Source organism: Aquirufa salirivi (genome assembly GCF_045310485.1).
GTDB classification, from domain to species: domain Bacteria; phylum Bacteroidota; class Bacteroidia; order Cytophagales; family Spirosomataceae; genus Aquirufa; species Aquirufa salirivi.
This window is the reverse complement of sequence record NZ_JBEWZH010000001.1, coordinates 480,952-499,253: the sequence shown is the minus strand read 5'-3', so window position 1 is coordinate 499,253 and position 18,302 is coordinate 480,952. Positions and strand designations below refer to the sequence as shown.

General features: G+C 39.3%; 14 protein-coding genes and 1 riboswitch. Of the genes, 6 read left to right on the top strand and 8 right to left on the bottom strand.

From position 1 onward, the window contains the following. The first annotated feature begins 54 nt into the window (after window positions 1–54). A riboswitch (TPP riboswitch) is annotated at window positions 55–150 on the top strand. Window positions 151–242: 92 nt separating this feature from the next. Beyond that, window positions 243–2,693: a TonB-dependent receptor gene (locus tag U0R11_RS02075; protein ID WP_406749570.1), complete on the top strand. Its 2,451-nt coding sequence runs from the start codon at window positions 243–245 to the stop codon at window positions 2,691–2,693. Between the two features lie 62 nt (window positions 2,694–2,755). On the opposite strand, the gene U0R11_RS02070 is transcribed toward U0R11_RS02075, so the two are convergent. After that, window positions 2,756–3,496, bottom strand: a complete 741-nt coding sequence (locus U0R11_RS02070) for a glycosyltransferase family 2 protein (RefSeq protein ID WP_406749569.1) — start codon at window positions 3,494–3,496, stop codon at window positions 2,756–2,758. 49 nt (window positions 3,497–3,545) lie between these two features. Between U0R11_RS02070 and U0R11_RS02065 the strand changes: the two genes are divergently transcribed. After that, window positions 3,546–4,595 carry a TerC/Alx family metal homeostasis membrane protein gene (locus U0R11_RS02065; protein ID WP_406749629.1) on the top strand — a complete coding sequence of 350 codons (1,050 nt, stop codon included), beginning with the start codon at window positions 3,546–3,548 and terminating at the stop codon, window positions 4,593–4,595. Between the two features lie 99 nt (window positions 4,596–4,694). Here the strand turns inward: U0R11_RS02065 and U0R11_RS02060 are convergent, their stop codons facing one another. Continuing rightward, window positions 4,695–5,582, bottom strand: coding sequence for an AraC family transcriptional regulator (locus tag U0R11_RS02060; protein WP_406749568.1), 888 nt, complete (start codon window positions 5,580–5,582; stop codon window positions 4,695–4,697). 127 nt (window positions 5,583–5,709) lie between these two features. On the opposite strand from U0R11_RS02060, the gene U0R11_RS02055 reads away from it, so the two are divergent. Continuing rightward, window positions 5,710–6,501, top strand: coding sequence for a phytanoyl-CoA dioxygenase family protein (locus tag U0R11_RS02055; protein WP_406749567.1), 792 nt, complete (start codon window positions 5,710–5,712; stop codon window positions 6,499–6,501). Between the two features lie 25 nt (window positions 6,502–6,526). Here the strand turns inward: U0R11_RS02055 and U0R11_RS02050 are convergent, their stop codons facing one another. Continuing rightward, a complete protein-coding gene (locus tag U0R11_RS02050; protein ID WP_406749566.1) occupies window positions 6,527–6,718 on the bottom strand; it encodes a hypothetical protein in 192 nt (63 codons plus the stop codon). Between the two features lie 156 nt (window positions 6,719–6,874). Between U0R11_RS02050 and U0R11_RS02045 the strand changes: the two genes are divergently transcribed. Together U0R11_RS02045 and U0R11_RS02040 are read left to right on the top strand one after the other, a co-directional pair. After that, complete coding sequence (locus U0R11_RS02045) at window positions 6,875–8,209, top strand: carcinine hydrolase/isopenicillin-N N-acyltransferase family protein (RefSeq protein WP_406749565.1); 1,335 nt, start codon at window positions 6,875–6,877, stop codon at window positions 8,207–8,209. Beyond that, complete coding sequence (locus U0R11_RS02040; RefSeq protein ID WP_406749564.1) at window positions 8,196–9,551, top strand: flavin monoamine oxidase family protein; 1,356 nt, start codon at window positions 8,196–8,198, stop codon at window positions 9,549–9,551. The genes U0R11_RS02045 and U0R11_RS02040 overlap by 14 nt, the downstream gene beginning before the upstream one ends. Window positions 9,552–9,567: 16 nt before the next feature. Here U0R11_RS02040 and U0R11_RS02035 read toward each other — a convergent pair whose 3' ends face one another. Continuing rightward, a complete protein-coding gene (locus U0R11_RS02035) occupies window positions 9,568–10,401 on the bottom strand; it encodes a dienelactone hydrolase family protein (RefSeq protein ID WP_406749563.1) in 834 nt (277 codons plus the stop codon). Between the two features lie 89 nt (window positions 10,402–10,490). Here U0R11_RS02035 and U0R11_RS02030 point away from each other — a divergent pair, with 89 nt between their 5' ends. Next, the gene (locus tag U0R11_RS02030; protein WP_406749562.1) at window positions 10,491–13,862 is read left to right on the top strand and encodes a ThuA domain-containing protein; all 3,372 of its coding nucleotides are present in this window, start codon (window positions 10,491–10,493) and stop codon (window positions 13,860–13,862) included. Between the two features lie 65 nt (window positions 13,863–13,927). Here the strand turns inward: U0R11_RS02030 and U0R11_RS02025 are convergent, their stop codons facing one another. From U0R11_RS02025 to U0R11_RS02010, 4 genes are read right to left on the bottom strand one after another with little or no spacing between them, the layout of a single operon-like run. Beyond that, a complete protein-coding gene (locus U0R11_RS02025; protein ID WP_166374978.1) occupies window positions 13,928–14,149 on the bottom strand; it encodes a VF530 family protein in 222 nt (73 codons plus the stop codon). A gap of 10 nt (window positions 14,150–14,159) precedes the next feature. Further along, complete coding sequence (locus tag U0R11_RS02020) at window positions 14,160–16,019, bottom strand: ABC-F family ATP-binding cassette domain-containing protein (protein ID WP_406749561.1); 1,860 nt, start codon at window positions 16,017–16,019, stop codon at window positions 14,160–14,162. A 21-nt stretch (window positions 16,020–16,040) separates the two neighbouring features. Next, window positions 16,041–16,907 (bottom strand): twin-arginine translocase subunit TatC, encoded by an 867-nt coding sequence (gene tatC, locus U0R11_RS02015; protein WP_406749560.1) that lies wholly within the window; start codon window positions 16,905–16,907, stop codon window positions 16,041–16,043. A gap of 9 nt (window positions 16,908–16,916) precedes the next feature. Then, the gene (locus U0R11_RS02010) at window positions 16,917–18,209 is read right to left on the bottom strand and encodes a serine hydroxymethyltransferase (RefSeq protein ID WP_406749559.1); all 1,293 of its coding nucleotides are present in this window, start codon (window positions 18,207–18,209) and stop codon (window positions 16,917–16,919) included. Between the last annotated feature and the right edge of the window lie 93 nt (window positions 18,210–18,302).

Here is an 18,302-nt window from a genome sequence, read left to right as displayed (position 1 = left end):
GCAGCCAATTTTTTCTTAGGGCTTGCAAAGGTAGGAATTTTTGTATCTTTGTGCATCCACAAAAAGGGGTGCCCAAATATTTGGGCTGAGATTATACCCATTGAACCTGATTCGGTTAGTACCGACGAAGGGATTTTGTCGAGTTTTTAGCGCTGAAAACTCAAAAAAATCATCGATGTAAGGGTTAGCATGTTAAATCAGACAGGATTTGACTCCTTTACCTGTTGTTAAACTTTTCAAAAATGAAAAAGATAACGACACAAATTTTTCTTATTGTAGTCATTGCTATGTTGGCTGTGCCAGTTTGGGCGCAGAAAACCTTCCGTTGGGAAGGGACGGTCGTAGACCAAGAAAATTCCCAAGCACTTTGGGGGGCTAATATTCAGCTAAAAGATAGTCAGCGAGGTACCGTTACAGATAGTAAGGGGCGTTTTATATTAACTAGCACGCAATCTTCGGTGAGTATTTCGATTCATTTTATTGGATTTGAAACCCAAACTAGGGTATTAAATTCCTCGGAGAGATCCCTGAATATACAACTGAAGAAATCGTCATTTTTGAATGATGAAGTGCTTGTTAAGGCCACTCGAGCAGATGAAAACTCGGCGATGGCTTATACGAATGTGGGGGCTAAAGAATTATCTAAGTCAAATTTAGGCCAGGATATGCCGGTATTACTCAATTTCACACCATCCATTGTGACAACATCCGATGCAGGAGCTGGAGTTGGATATACGGGCATTCGTATCCGTGGTTCTGATGCCACTCGAGTGAATGTGACCATCAATGGAATTCCGGTGAATGATTCAGAATCACAAGGGACATATTGGGTGAATATGCCAGATTTTGCTAGTTCGGTAGCCTCTGTACAAATTCAGCGTGGGGTAGGAACCTCCACCAACGGAGCTGGAGCATTTGGAGGTTCAGTGAATATGCAAACTACTAGTTTTGAAAAGGATCCTTATGCCGAAATAAATGTTTCTGGAGGCTCATTTGGAACATTAAAATCCACCTTAAAACTTGGAACAGGTTTAATGGGAGGGAAATGGACCATCGATGGTCGATTGTCTCGTGTGGTTTCTACTGGTTATCTAGACCGAGCGTCTTCTAATTTGCAATCGCTGTATTTGTCGACCGCTTATTTTGCTAAGAAATCTTTTTTTCGATTGAATTATTTTATTGGAAAAGAAAAAACGTTTCAATCTTGGTATGGAACTCCTGAAAGTAGGGTGAATAATGACATCACAGGAATGAATGCTTACATAGTGCGAAATGGGTTAAGTGAAGCGGATGCCAAAAATTTATTGGAGAGCGGAAGGACTTATAATTATTATACCTATCCCAATCAAACAGATAATTATGCTCAAGATCATTATCAATTCTTGACGCACCATAGCTTGGGGACTCATTGGAATTTAGACCTAAATGGGCATTATACCTATGGAAGAGGTTATTACGAAGAGTATAAAGCTGACGCTAGTTTATCGAAATACGGTTTAGCTCCCATCAATCTTGGATCGGTCCAATTGACGACCACCAATTTGGTAAGAAGGAAATGGCTGGATAATGACTTTTATGGAAGCACTTTTGCCTTAAATTACGATGCGAATCAAGGATTTAAATTTACTTTTGGCGGTGCATGGAGCCGTTATGTGGGTCGGCATTTTGGAGAAGTCATTTCAGGCGACAATTTGCCAAATTCTTATTTGGGTCATCGCTGGTATCAGAGCAGATCGCAAAAAACCGATTTGAACATGTTTGTCAAAATGAATTATGCTTTGGCCACTAAATGGCAAAGTTACCTGGACTTGCAGTACCGTACTGTGGGCTATTCCATGCAAGGAACTGCCGATAAAATGCAGGATATAAGTCAAATTTGGACGTATAATTTCTTTAATCCTAAATTTGGCTTGACGCATCAAGTAAGTGAATCAAGTAAAATGTATGGTTCTTTGGCAGTAGGTAGTAAAGAGCCTAGTCGACAAGATTTTATCGACAATCCCGGCACGACTCCACGATCTGAGTTTTTGACGGATTATGAATTGGGTTTTGAAAGAACAGCTTCCAATTATTCATTTCAATTGAATTTGTATCGAATGCAGTATCGTGATCAATTGGTCTTGACAGGTGCTGTCAATAGTGTGGGTGAGGCCATTAGAACGAATGTGTCTGATAGTTATCGAATGGGAATAGAAGCTAGTTTGAACTACCGATTGTCCAATCACTTTACTTGGCTGGCTAATCTTACTTTGAGTCAGAACAAGGTCCTGAATTTTGTAGAAAGTATTTCAGATTATGATACTTATGGCGTTAAAATAGTGAATCATGGAACTACGGATATCGCTTATTCTCCATCGACCATCGCCGGAAGTCAATTGACTTATACTTGGAAAGGTTTGGAAACGAGCTTGTTAACTAAATATGTGGGTCAGCAGTATTTGGATAATACTTCAGATGAAAATCGGAAATTGAAAGCTTATTGGACTCAGGATATTCGTTTGACTTATCCGATAAAGGCGACTTGGACAAAAAGTTTACAAGCTAGTTTATTGTTAAATAATGTGGCGAATACCTTGTATTCATCCAATGGATATACGTACAGTTATGTATATGAACAAAAAGTAATTACGGAGAATTTTCAATATCCTCAGGCAGGATTCAACTTTTTGGTTGGACTTTCCATTCGCTTGTAAGCTAATTAAACAAAAATCCCCTGTCGGTCTGGCAGGGGATTTTTTTATGGAGTTAGGGAATGTTACTTTCCCATTAAATCCCAAGTCCAGCCCATCTTGGCTAAGCGATAACGAAGGGAATACCATAAGACGCCAAATCCATAAATGGAGCTGCGTTTGAAATTGATGGAAGATGCCTCTTCAAAATATTTGGTGGGACAGGTTACTTCACCTACTTCAAAGTTTTTCCAAAATAATTGGAGTACCATTTGATTGTCGAAGATAAAATCATCATCACAATCTTGAAAAGAAACAGCTTCTAAAGCTTCTCTTGAAAAAGCACGGTATCCCGTATGGTATTCGGATAATTTTTGACCGATCAAAATATTTTGATACAGGGTTAAAATACGATTGGCGATGTATTTATAAATGGGCATTCCTCCTTTCAAAGCACCTTTCCCTAGAATTCTGGAGGCAAAAACCACGGGATATAAACCATTTCCAATAATACTAATCATGGCTTTTAAGAGCAAGGGAGTATACTGATAATCCGGGTGAAGCATAATGACAATATCTCCCTGTAATTCCAAGGCCTTGGTATAACAAGTTTTTTGATTGCCTCCGTAACCCTTATTTTTGTCGTGGCGAATCACATGTTGAATGCCAATTTGCTTCGCGACTTCAACCGTATTGTCGGGACTATGGTCATCCACAAGAATGACTTCATCCACCCAATCGTGAGGAATTTCCTTATACGTTTTTTCGAGTGTGAGTGCGGCTTTATAGGCAGGCATCACAACAATTACCTTTTTCCCTTCGTACATAAAATGTGTGCCAAAGATTTACGAACTTTGGGCTTTGGTGTAAAATTAGATATTTATGAGCGAAACTTTGTTTTTTATTCTGTTTTCAGTGGGAGTCTTGGCAGTGATGTTGGTGGATTTAGGTGTTTTTAAGACTGGACCACAGTCGGAAGTGACTTTTCGAGAAGCAGGTTTTTGGAGTGGAGCTTGGGTGGTTTTGGCCCTATTGTTTTATCTGTTTTTGAGGTTCAATGGAGGCATGGTTCATGGTATTCATGATGTGCCAAGTTTGCAAGTTGTTCAAGAATTATATGCCAAACAGATTCAATTAGGTTCGGGCACCTATTTAGACCAACTAGCTGTATTTCAGGAAAATATGTCTTTGGAGTTTATCACAGGTTATTTGGTGGAATACTCTTTGTCGGCGGATAATGTTTTTGTCTTTATTTTGATTTTTAATTCTTTCGGGGTTCAAAAGCGCTATTACAAAAAGATTTTAGTTTGGGGGGTATTGGGGGCCATTGTGTTGCGACTAATCTTCATATTTTTGGGAGCAGCCTTATTGCAAAAATTCGACTGGATAATTTATTTGTTCGGGGCGTTTTTGGTATACACGGGTATAAGTATTATCGTCAAAAAAGACGGTGAGGAAGAAATGGTACCTGGACATCATCCTGTGGTGAAGATTTTGTCTAAGTATTTTAACGTTTACAAAAGAAATGTGATTGGTCGCTTTTTTGTTCGAATGAAAACGGGCAAATTATACATTACACCCATTTTTGTAGTGGTGGTGGTTATCGCATTTACGGATATTTTATTTGCTGTGGATTCTATTCCAGCCATTTTTTCCATCTCAAAAGACCCATACATTGTTTTCTTTTCCAATGTTTTTGCTGTTATGGGATTGCGGTCTTTATTTTTCTTCTTGTCGAACTTAATGGGTCTATTCCGTTTTTTACCGATCGGATTAGGGGTGCTTTTGAGTTTTGTTGGTATCAAGATGTTAGCGCATCATTATTTGGAGCAAATAGGTTTTGGAACCTTAGTTTCTTTAGGAGTCATAATTGGAATTTTGACTGTGAGTATTGTATTAAGCATGCTATTTCCTGAGAAGAAATAATCAGTTTTTTATCAGTTTATTGAAGGGAGATTTGGGGATAATTAGTGAAATTTACCCAACGCTGTCAAGGTTTTAAACCTTGACAGCGTTAAAGTTTTTTTACTGATGCCACTCTAAAGTCAATTTTCGATATTGTAAGGGAGGCATTTTTATCCATTGTTTGAACTGCTTGTTGAAATGAGAAAGATTCCCAAATCCGCTTTCAAAGCAAATCTCAATCATGGGTTTGGAGCTGCTTCTAAGTAATTGACAGGCATGCTTTATCCTGAATTCTGTGACTAACTCTACAAAGGTTTTATTGGTTACTTTTTTGAAATAGCGACAAAAAGCAGTTTCTGTCATGTTGGCTAAATGGGCTACTTCATCCAAGTGGACTTCATGTGTATAATTAGCGATGACATAAGCATATACCCGATTGATTCTTTCCAAATCAACCGTAGATAGCGTATAACTACTTTCACTGGACTCTATGGGTTGAAGATCCGCTGCTTGTGTGCTTAGAGTATGTAAGATTTGTAAAAAATTCAATAAACGCGGGAAGGGGGCTAAGCCTTTTAAGAGTAACATTTCCCTAGCGATTTTATCCTGTGTACTTCCTTGAATGGAGAATCCCAGTTTGGCTCTTTCTAATATCGATTTAATAGCGGCACTTTCTTTTCTATTCATAAATGCCTCTCCCAAGAAATCTGAAGAAAAATGAATCACTAAAGCCTGGGCTGCGTCTTCTTCCAAATCCTCAGTTAGCCAATCTTTTCGGTGATTTTGCCAACAATGAGGCAAATTTGACCCCAAAAGAACTAAGTCCCCTGGGCTAAAATCACTTATTTGGTTTCCAATAAATCTTTTGCCCTCCCCTGAAATAATTAAGGTGAGTTCCAATTCTGGGTGAAAATGATAGGGAGCATCAAAACGCGCTTGCTTAACTTCCTTGATTTCAAAGGAAAAAGCTTCACTTCCTTTGGCTAAATGTTCCAAACTTGCTTTCATCTTATTTGAAAATTATCAGATTAGTCAATATATGTATTGTTATATGGTAAAATTGCATTAATTTTTACAAATTTCACGGTAGATAGTCGGATTCTTTTTGTAGAACTTTGATCAAAAAATTAGCTAGATGCTTGATCAAGCTTACTTACTGAAGAACACAGACAAAACCTATTTTAATATGAATGGACACGTCTTTTTACCTGACGTGTTGAGTGCCGATGATTTGCAGCCTTATCGGGAAGCAATCAATCGCTGGGCTAAGGATTTTCGCGCTAAGCAAAAGTCCTTAGCTGAACGCGATACCTATGGGAAAGCTTTTTTACAAATGATGAATTTGTGGGAAGAGGATACTAAAATCAAAGAATTTACCTTAGCCAAACGATTTGCTCAAATAGCAGCTGATTTATTAGGAGTTGAGCGGGTTCGACTGTACCATGATCAAGCTTTATTCAAAGAACCAGGAGGAGGCCTAACTCCTTGGCATCAAGATCAGTATTATTGGCCTTTAAATACCAAAAATACCGTGACCATGTGGATGCCTTTGGTGGATATCGACGAAGAAATGGGGATGCTTACTTTTGCCTCAGGTACTCAGGATGTCAACTTACCTTTGGTGAATATTTCCGATGAGTCGGAACAGGTGATCAGTCAATTTGTCAAGCAAAAGAATTTTCCGATTGTAGCTCAAAAAACGATGAAAGCGGGGGATGCGACCTTTCATAAGGGTTGGACTTTGCATGCAGCACCAGGTAATCATTCAAATAAAATGCGGGAAGTAATGACCATCATTTATATGGATGCGGATGCCAAAATCATTGAACCTCAAAATGAAAATCAAGAAGCAGACCGTCAGCGTTGGTTGCAAGGATTAGCTCCTGGAAAAGATGCTGCTTCTGCATTGAATCCTATCTTGGTTTAAGCCTAGGCATTAACGAAAAAATAAATTACAATTTTGGACAATCGCAGCCTTTTTTCTTCTTTTTGAAAAGACCCCAAAGAAAACCTTTCTTTTTACGATATTTCGCCACTTTCTTGTTCGTTGAGCTTGAATAGCTTAACTCCACTTTTGAATCTACTACCGTGCTATGAGCCGGAATACTGAAAGAAATCAAGCAAAATAGAACGAGGTATTTCATTGCTTTGAGCGCTTTTGATGGAGTACAAACTTAAGATTTTTGATTGAATATTCCTGCTTCTCATTTTTGAGATTTATAGGAACAACAATTATTTTGAGATGCGTGAAATTAATTCCATACTTGTATTATAATTCTTGGCTTAAAAACCTTCCAAACATGTGCGATACTTTTTTTAGCCCTTCTTATCGAAACCTACATGGGAATGCCATCTTAGCTAAAAATTCAGATCGTGAGCCGAATGAAGCTCAACAAATCGTTCGATTTCCTGCACAACAGCGATCTCAGAAACGAGTAAAGGCGACATTTATTGCTGTGGATTGTCCAGAACAAGTCCATGAGGTTATTCTTTCCAAGCCTTTTCAAATGTGGGGTGCAGAAATGGGTGTCAATGAACATGGTGTGGCTATTGGGAATGAAGCTGTGTTTACCAAAATGCATTTGGCTCGAAAAAATACAGGTTTGACTGGAATGGACTTATTGCGCTTAGCCTTGGAACAGTCGAAAACGGCTCAATTGGCTTTGGAAATTATCCTTGAACTCTTGGGCAAATATGGGCAAGATGCTTGTGGCGGCTACCAAGATAAGGGAATGTTTTACAGCAATAGTTTTTTGATTGCTGACCCTCATTCAGCTTACGTATTGGAAACGGCTGGACCATTTTGGGCATATAAACACATTGATTCTTTTTATGCAATTTCTAATGTGTTGACACTTGGTACTGATTTTGATCAGATACATCCTGATGCCCAAGCTTTTGCCTATCAAAAATCTTGGATGAAAGAAGGTGTTCCTTTCGATTTTCAAAGGGCCTTTTCAGAGTCCATCATGACATTTTTAGGTAAGGGGCTATCTCGTAAACATCAATGTGAGCTTCAAGCTTCTGCTTTAGATAGCCCAAAATTTAGCATTCAAGATGCTTTTGGTATTTTGAGAAGCCACCGAATCAAGGATAATTTTGAGCCATGCCAAGGAGATATGGGAAATATTTGTTTGCATGCACAAGGACTATTGACTCCTTCCCAAACCACAGGTAGTATGGTGGCTGAGTTGAGAGCAAATGCCCAATCAAGCGTTTGGTTGACTGGCTCATCCGCACCATGTTTGTCGGTTTTTAAACCTTTTTACTTTGGAACGAATACCTTGAATGCCGATGTGTTTCCACAGGCCAGTAAGCGAATGGATCATTCCTATTGGTGGCAATGGGAGAAAATTCACAGGAAGGCTTTGAGCGATTATCGATCTCTGCATGCTAAAATTCAGTTATTCCAACAAGAAAACGAGAATACTTGGCTAGAAGAAGATCAAATATTGTCCCTAAGTATGGACATGAAAAAGAAAGAAGAGCTCAGCCAGAATGCTGTTGATGCATGTTTGTGGTTGGTGAAAGCATTGGAACAACAAAAAGTGAATAGTAAATTCAACATAAGATCGTTCGCATATTTCTTGTATTGGAAATGGCAAAATAGGGTAATGAAACATGAAGGAAATTAATACAGACATTTTGATCGTTGGAGCTGGATATGCAGGAATTGCAGCCGCTAAAAAATTACATGCTGCTCAGCAAGATTTTATGGTGATCGAAGCCCGAGATCGAATAGGAGGAAGAACCTTGACTGAGGATTTGGAATCGGGGGTGACGGTTGATATGGGCGCTAAGTGGGTGGGTCCGACTCAGCATTTGGTTTGGGAATGGATCAAGGAAACCCATACAGAAACCTATGATACCTATGACCAAGGAAAGAACCTATTGAAGTTTAAAAATAAAATCACTTCTTATACGGGTACGATTCCTAAAATAGACCCCATTTCATTGATTGATTTAGGAATTACCATCAGTAAAATGAATAAGCTTTCAGCGCAAATTTCGCTGACCGAACCTTGGAATCACCCAAAAGCTAAGGAATTTGATGCGATGACTTTGGCCACTTGGATGGAAAAACATATCTGGACGGCCAAAGCAAAACATTTATTTGAGATAGGCATACAAACGGTTTTTGCCGCAGAAGCCTCAGAGATCTCGCTGCTATTTGCCTTGTTTTATTTCAAATCGGGGGACAATATGGATACCCTCATTTCCATTAAAAACGGGGCTCAGCAAAGCATATTGAAAGGAGGAACTCAGGGATTAATTAAAAAAATAGCCGCCTCATTTTTGGACAAAATTCATCTTGAGTCACCATTATTACGCTTGAGTCAACAAGCAAATGGAATTATCGCGGAAACAAAAATGTTAAAAATAAATGCTAGGAAATGTATTTTGACAATTCCTCCTGTATTAATAAGTACGATTGAATTTGAACCACCTTTACCTCAACAAAAAGCGCAATTATACCAGCGAATGCCCATGGGCGCGGCCATGAAGGTGTACTTAATTTACCCGACTCCTTTTTGGCGAGAAATGGGTTTTAGTGGGCAAATTGTGAGTGATGAATATCCACTTAAAGTGACCTTTGATGTGGGACATACTGATTCGGAACTAGGCGTATTATTGGTCTTTGTCGAAGGAAACGATGCCAGAAATTTCATTGATTTGGAAGAAGGGACTCGCAGAAAAATGATATTAGAACGCGTAGAGAAAATTTTTGGTCATCAAGCTTCCATGCCGATGCAATACATCGATAAATGTTGGACGGAGGAAGTGTATTCTCGTGGATGTTATACAGGTTTGATGGGGCCAAATACCTTGACTCAGTTTGGACATCAAATTAGAGCGCCATTTAAACACATACATTTTGCAGGGACTGAAACTGCAGATAAATGGTGTGGTTATTTGGACGGGGCTATTTCTTCTGGTTATCGGGCAGCCTCTGAAGTGTTGAAAGAAACGCTCTAGAAGCCGCCCTAAGTGTTTATTTTATTCTTTCCTTGAAGTAAGCAATGGCCATATTCCAAGCTTCTTCTGTCGATTTTTTGTCAAATGCCGGGTTAGAAGGATTGGCGAAAGCATGCTCAGCGTCAAAGCTTTTCACTTGTAGTTTTTTGCCGGCGGACTTCATGTTTTCTTCAAATTCTGCGACTACTTTTGGGGAAATCCATTGTTCTTTACCTGCAAATAATCCCAATACATCGGTATTCAAGGCTTTTAATTCAGTGACATCTTTCACAGGCATTCCATAGTACATCACACAAGCTACACCTTGTTTTCCCGCCAAAATAGACGCTTTTAAGGATAATCCACCTCCAAAACACCAGCCTACCGTGGCAATTTTAGCTTCTGGCCCTACCTGTTTTATCGCACCACGGATGATGGCTTCTAGTCGGGCTGGATTAGCTTCTCCCATGTATTTTCCAGCATCTTCACGCGTAGTGGCAACCTTGCCGTCATACATGTCAATAGCTAGGATATTAACATTTCCTAAAGTACTATAGAAGTGTTCGGCTTCTCTTTTAATATGATCATTGAGTCCCCACCATTCTTGGAATACGAATAAGGTTGTCTTAGTAGGTTTAGCTGCTTTGATGTAAAAAGCCTTGGCTTTTTGGCCGTCAGGTGTACTGAATTCAATCATTTCACCACCAGCTTTTGAGATGTGTACATAAGGTTTAGGCAATTTATGTGAGCGTTGGAAGGCTTTATTAGAAGCCATTAATTGCATGTCGTCCTTTTTGAGAAAGCAGCAGGATTGGGCATCGAGTTCTTGGAAACCCAAAATTAGAGAGAGGAGAATGACGATTTTTTTCATGGTATTATTTGAATAAAAATTTTGAATAATTTAATCGAAAATGAAGCTTTTAATTTAACTTTACCAATTATTTAAGACTGAAACATCATATGAAAAACAATTTCTTCGGCTCTGGCCGAATTTTTGCAAGCATCTGTCTTGCCTGTTTATTTTCGTTCTCACTTGTTGCACAAGACAAAAACGTACTCAAAGGTAAAAAGGTTTTGGTTTTTTCATCAACCAAAGGATTTCGTCATAGTTCTATTGAACCTGGCAAAATTGCATTTTTGAAGATGGCTGCTGAAAAAGGTTTTTCTGTGGATACGACAGAGAACGCTGCTGCTTTTACTGAAAATAATTTGATGAAATACCGTGTTGTGGTATTTTTAAACACCACAGGAAATGTCTTAACTGCTCCTCAGCAAAATGCATTTGAGCGCTATATTCAAGCAGGAGGAGGTTATCTTGGTATCCATGCTGCCACGGATACGGAATATGATTGGCCTTGGTATGGAAAATTATCGGGAGGTTATTTTGCCTCACATCCAGGTCGCCCGAATGTACAAGAAGGTAAGATGAACGTGGTAGATGGAAGTCATATTTCTACTTCTCACATGCCAGCTAGTTTTAATCGTAAGGATGAATTCTATGATATCAAAGAGTTTAACAAAGACGTTAAAGTGCTGGTGACTGTCGATGAGAAATCATATAAAGATGGTAAAATGGGTGATTTTCACCCGATGGCTTGGTACCATGAATTTGATGGTGGACGGGCATTTTATACCAACTGGGGACATACCCATGAATCTTTTTCTGAGGATTTGGTATTAAAGCATATATGGGGAGGCCTACAATGGGTGGCTTCAGGTGCTGATATTAACTATAATAAAAAGTTGCGTACAGGAGTACTTCCAGAGGAAAATAGATTCACTAAAATTACGTTAGATCGTAATTTGGACGAGCCAACGGAATTGGCCGTAACGAATCAAGGAAAAATCTTTTATGCAGAGCGTAAAGGTAAATTGAAAATGTTTGATCCGAAAAAAGGCAAAACGAAGGTTGTAGCTAATTTGGATGTATTTAATAAGTTTGAATATGGTTTAATGGGGATGAATATTGACCCTAATTACGATCAAAATAAATGGATTTATTTATTTTATTCCCCACAAACTGGTCAGGCTGATACAGCACAGCATTTATCTCGTTTTACTTACGATGATGTGAAAGATACCTTATTAATGAATACAGAGAAGGTATTATTACGTGTTCCGGTAAAGCGCACAGGATGCTGTCATACAGGAGGTTCTATCGCTTGGGATAAAGAAGGGAACTTATTTTTGTCCACAGGAGATGATACCAACCCATTTGAATCGAATGGTTTTGGTCCAATCGATAATCGCCCAGGAAGAGCGGGTTGGGATGCTCGCTCTACTAGCTCGAATACCAATGATTTACGAGGTAAGATTATGCGTATTAAGCCTACAGCAGATGGGTCTTATACCATTCCGAAGGGTAATTTATTCCCAGAGAAGACGCCTCATGCTAAAGCGGAGATTTATGTGATGGGTAATCGTAATCCTTACCGTATAGCAGTTGATCAGCGCACAGGCTTTTTATATTGGGGAGAAGTAGGTCCAGATGCAGGTGAAAATTCACCTAAGTATGGCTCAAGAGGATATGATGAAGTGAATCAGGCTCGTGAGGCAGGTTATTTTGGATGGCCATTATTTGTAGGGAATAATCAATCTTACAATCAACGAGATTTTGTGAAAGACAGTACTTGGGCTAAGTTTAGTGTGGAGGCTCCAATCAATAATTCTCCTCACAATACGGGTTTTTCTCATTTGCCTAAACCCCAAAAAGCCTTTATTTTCTATCCTTATGTAGATTCACCAGATTTTGGCCCAGTTATTGGAAAAGGTTCTAGAAATGCCATGGCAGGCCCAGTTTATTATTCTGAGGATTTTCCTGCCAATTCTAAAACAAAATTTCCTGCTTATTATGATGGAAAATTGTTTGCTTACGATTGGGCTAGAGATATTATTTACACGGTTTCAATGAAGCAAAATGGGGATTTCGATTCCATGGAGCGTTTCTTGCCATCGCTGAAGTTTTCTCATCCGATTGATATGCAATTTGCCAATGATGGTACTTTCTATGGTTTAGAATATGGTCCAAACTGGTTTGCACAAAACGAGGAGGCGACCTTGTATAAAATAGAATACAATGGAGGGAACCGTCCTCCTAAGGTGGAAATTGCGGTAGATAAGAAAGTTGGAGCATCTCCTTTAAAAGTGAAATTCTCTTCAGCAGGCACCTTAGATTATGATGGCGATGCTATTAAATATGCCTGGTCATTTGGTGATGGACAAACGAGTACATTGGCTAATCCAAGTATCACTTATACCAAATCAGGTGTATTTAAAGCTGTTTTGAAAGTGAAAGATGCGAAAGGTAATGTTAGTTCAGCCGAGACCATTGTCAAAGTAGGAAATGAAATTCCAAAAGTAGATGTGAGTATTGAAGGCAATAAATCGTTCTATTGGAATGACAAAGCGGTGAAATACCAAGTGAAGGTAGAAGATAAGGAAGATGGCACTTTAAGTAGTAAGAAAATTGCGGAAGAAGATGTTGTGTTGAATATCAACTACTTACAAGGATTTGATAAGACCTTAATTGAGCAAGGACATCAAAGTAATACGTCATTCTCTAACGGAAAGCGTTTAATAGAGTTATCGGATTGTAAAACTTGCCATGCGGTAGAAAAGAAATCCATTGGACCATCTTATACAGAAGTGGGCAAGAAATACCGCGCTACTGCGGCTAATATAGATATGTTAGCGAAGAAAGTTATTTCTGGTGGTGGTGGAGTTTGGGGAGAACAAGTGATGGCTGCTCACCCACAAATCAAATCGGATGATGCCAAAGAAATGGTTCGTTTTATCCTAAGTTTATCGGATACCAAGAAAACGTCGAAACCATTAAAAGGGGAATATGTGACCAATGATGGAGGGAAGCCAGGTACATTCTTATTTGTGGCTAGCTATACCGACAAAGGTGGTTCTAAAGTAGGTTCGGCTACTGGCCAGCAAGTAATTACATTACGTAATTCACGAGTGGCTGCAGCAACTGCTGATCAGACTTCAAAGACCATGAAATATAAAATCGATGGTATTGGAGAGCTTTTGGTTGCTACGGCTGATAAAGGTTATGCCAATTTTGGTATGATAGATTTGACTGGAATTAAGTCGATCCAAGTATCTTCTTTTGTGATGCCAGGGCAAACAGCTGGAGGTAAATTAGAATTGAGGTCAGGTAGTCCAAGTGGTACGCTTCTAGGCTCAATTGATATCAATACGACTGGAGAGGCTAAAATGCCAGTTAACGTATCAGGTACTCAGAACTTGTATTTTGTTTTTTCTAATCCGAATGCGGGGGATAAGCCTTTGTATGGTTTGAAGGAAATCTATTTTGAGAATTAGGAAAGTATATTCCATAAAAAAGGCTCCGAAAGGAGCCTTTTTTGTTTTCATGTAGTAGTTATTTGTTACCATTTAGTACGAATGTACAGGTTTTCTACTTTTTGTCGAGCCCAAGGAGTTCTTCTCAAAAAAGTTAAAGAAGATTTAATACTTGGATTGATGGCAAAGCAGTTAATGCGAATTCTTCTGGCTAGTTCTTCCCAGCCATAACGTTCCACCAATTGCTCCATGATGAAGGCTAAGGTTTTGCCATGCAAAGGGTCATTGGATACTTGTCCTTCGTCCATAGGTGATGATTTAAGCGCGCTCAGATAGCTCTAACCAGCGCAATTCTTTTTCCTCCAAACTGTTTTTTAATCGTTCAATTTCTGCTGCCCAAGCCGTTAAGTCTTGGAAATCATCGGAACCTTTGCTAAGTCGTTCTATGAGCGCTTCTTTTTGACCTTCCATCACGGCCATGTCCTTTTCTAGTTCTTCCAATTCTTTCGCTTCTTTAAAACTTAATTTTGCTCCTTTGGGAGTAGGTTTATTTTCGATTACTGGAGTAGGATTTTTTTTCTCTACCGCAGGTTCTTTTTCTTTATTTTCTAGGGCAATACGATAGTCTGTATAATTACCATTGAAGAAATTTACCTCACCTTCACCCTCTACTAAAATCAATTGATCGACTAAATTATCCATGAAATAGCGGTCGTGAGAAACCAATAATAAGCAACCTTGGAACTCACTTAGGAAATCTTCTAATAACTGTAAGGTATCTAAATCCAAATCATTGGTAGGCTCATCTAGAATTAAGAAGTTGGGATTCTTGACTAATACTTGCATCAATTGCAGCCTTTTTTTCTCACCTCCCGATAGTTTTTCTACTGGGGTATATTGCTGGGCAGTTGGAAACAAAAACTTGCTTAAGAACTGACTAGGGGTCAATGACTCATTTTTTCCATAGGGAATCACTTCGGCAATTTCGGTAATGGTATCAATAACGCGCTGTTCAGGCTTAAATTCAAATGGTATTTGGGTATAATAACCAATTACTAATGTTTCACCTGGATCAATTGTACCAGCATCAGGTTGCTCTAAGCCCGTTAATAGTTGAAGGAAGGTAGTTTTACCTGCACCATTTTTCCCCACGATACCGATGCGATCTTTTTTCTTGAAGGTATAGGTAAAATCATTGACAATCTTTTTCTCTCCCCAGGCTTTCTTCAGGTGATTGATTTCAATGATTTTATTACCCAAGCGCGACATCTGAATATTTAATTCCAGTTTGCTATCATCGGTTTTGCGATGAGCCACTTCTTCTGTCTCAGCAAAAGCATCAATGCGCGACTGAGCCTTAGTGCCACGAGCTTTGGGTTGTCTTCTCATCCATTCCAATTCCTTGCGGTACAAGTTTTTGGCTTTGGAAATAGTACTTGCTTCTGAAGCTTCACGTTCTGCTTTTTTCTCAAGGAAATAGGCATAATTACCTTCATAGGTATAGATGGAGCCATTGCTTAGCTCTAGCATTTTATTGCAAACTTTATCTAGGAAGTATCGATCGTGAGATACCACTAAGACGGTGACATTGGGTCCAGAAAGAATACCTTCTAACCATTCAATGGTTTCTATATCCAGGTGGTTGGTTGGCTCATCCAGAATCATGATATCTGGACTTTCTATTAATAATTTGGCCAAAGAAAGTCGTTTTTTTTGCCCACCAGAAAGCGTGTTTACTTTTTGATCTCCGTCGGGAATACCAAGACGAGTTATGATTTGTTTGGCTCTAGCCTCATAGTCCCAGGCATTATGGGCTTCCATGAGCGCAAAAGAATCTTCAAGTTCTATGGCATCACCTGAAATCATAGCCTTTTCATAGGCTTTGATCGCCTGAGCACTCGGTAAATCGTCGGAAAAAAGATAATTTAAAACTTCTTCATTTTCCTGAAAAATGGGATTTTGAGGAAGGTAACCCACGCGTATGCCTTTGCGTATGGTTACTTTACCTTCATCAGGGCTTTGGAGACCCATTAAGGTTTCCATCAGGGTCGTTTTACCCGTACCATTTTTTCCAATGAGGGATACTTTCTCTCCTTTTTGTAGGCCAAAGAACAGGTTTTTAAAGACCCATCTTTCACCCAAATTGCGAGAAATATTTTCCGCGGATAGGTAATTCATGTTTGTTAATTAGGAATTCTATTAGGAATTCGATTCGAGTGCTTCTTCTCTCATTTTTCTGCGCAATACTCTTCCAGAAACGAGGATACTGATTTCATAGAGGCCAAAGAGAGGGAAGGCCACTAGTAATTGAGAAATCACATCGGGGGAAGGGGTGATGATAGCCGCAACTAACAAAATCACGACTAATGCATGTTTTCTGTATTCTCTCATGAAAGAAGGTGTTAAAATACCTACTTGAGAAAGCACAAAAGCAATCATCGGTAATTGGAAAGTAAGGCCGCAAGCCAAGGTCAACATGGACAATAACGAGATGTAATCGTTAATATCAAATTGATTTTGGATGCTAGGGTCTAATTTAAAATTCGCCAAGAAATTGATGGCCATGGGTGCCACGACAAAATAGCCAAATGATACCCCGATAAAAAACAGTAAGGATACCCAGAATACTGCTCCTCGGGCTGCTTTTTGTTCTTTTTCTTTTAAACCTGGACGAATAAATCGCCAGATTTCATAAAAGGCGTAAGGAAAAGCGAATAATAGACCCACGATGATCGACTGAGTCAATGCCATCATGAACTGTCCGGACACTTCCCTACTTTGAAGAATGAAATCGGCGGCTTGCATGCACAAGCTAGTCATTCCTGTTAATTCAGCTAGGTGGCAAAGTACTTGATTGGTATAGAAATCAACTTTGGTAGGTCCCATGATGATGATACCAAAGATCTCATTTCTGAAAATCCATGCCATGATAGTGAAAATTACAATAGAAGCTATGGAGCGAATGATATGCCACCTTAATTCTTCTAAATGATCCATAAACGACATCTCAGTGCCGTCCTTATCTTCATCCTGGTCCTCGTCGTCCCAATCCTGATCTAATGCCATGTTTGTTTTTTATACATAAAGTGGGAATTGCTTCATCCACTGATTTACTTCTGTTTTCACTTGAGCTAATACGGCTTCATTTTCGTGGTTCATTAAAGCGCGATCTACTAAATCTACGATTTGTTCCATTTCGGTTTCTTTCAAACCACGCGTTGTCATGGCCGCTGTACCTACACGCATTCCCGAGGTAACAAATGGAGATTTGTCATCAAAAGGTACCATATTTTTATTGATGGTAATGTCTGATTTGATCAAGGTGTTTTCGGCTAATTTACCCGTTAATCCTTTGGGACGTAAATCGATCAACATCAAGTGGTTATCTGTACCACCTGAAATAATATCATATCCTTTAGCTAAAAAGGCTTTAGCCATCGCTTGCGCATTGCTTTGCACTTGCTTGGCATATGCCTCAAAAGTAGGGGTTAATGCTTCACCAAAAGCAATGGCTTTAGCGGCAATAACATGCTCCAATGGGCCACCCTGAGTTCCTGGGAAAACAGCGCCGTCTAAACATGCCGACATTGATTTAAGGTCCCCTTTCAAAGTTTTGAAACCAAATGGGTTTTCAAAATCATTTCCCATCATGATCAAACCGCCACGTGGTCCACGCAAGGTTTTGTGGGTGGTAGTAGTAACGATATGGCAATGTTGCATCGGGTTATTCAATAAACCTTTGGCAATCAAAGCCGATGGATGTGAAATATCAGCTAATAAAATGGCGCCAACTTGGTCAGCAATGGCTCTTAAGCGCACGTAATCCCAATCACGAGAATAAGCTGAGGCACCACAAATGATTAATCTCGGCTTTTCTTTAGCAGCAGTAGCTTCTACTTTGTCCCAATCAATTAAGCCAGTTTCTTTTTCTACTCCGTAAAAAAAGGCCTGAAAGTACTTTCCAGAGAAGTTAACGGGAGAACCATGTGATAAGTGACCACCATGAGATAAGTCAAATCCTAAAATCTTGTCGCCAGGGTTTAGAAATGATAAAAATACGGCTGCATTGGCTTGTGCACCCGAGTGAGGTTGTACGTTAGCCCAAGCTGCTCCAAATAATTTTTTGGCACGCTCAATGGCCAAAGTTTCTACTTCATCCACTACCTCACAACCACCATAATAACGTTTCCCTGGAAGTCCTTCCGCATATTTATTCGTCAAAACGCTACCTTGAGCCTCCATTACTTGAGGAGACGTGAAGTTTTCAGATGCGATTAACTCGATCCCGAATTCCTGACGGTGAGCTTCTTGACTAATCAATGAAAAAATTTCGTTATCGCGCTGTTGTGGGAATGTGCTTGCAGCCATGGAAATATATTGTTCGTATTTACGTGAGAATGGGCACAAAATTACGTTTTTTTATCCGAATAGAAAAACCAAATGACGGCCTTTTCAGTTCAA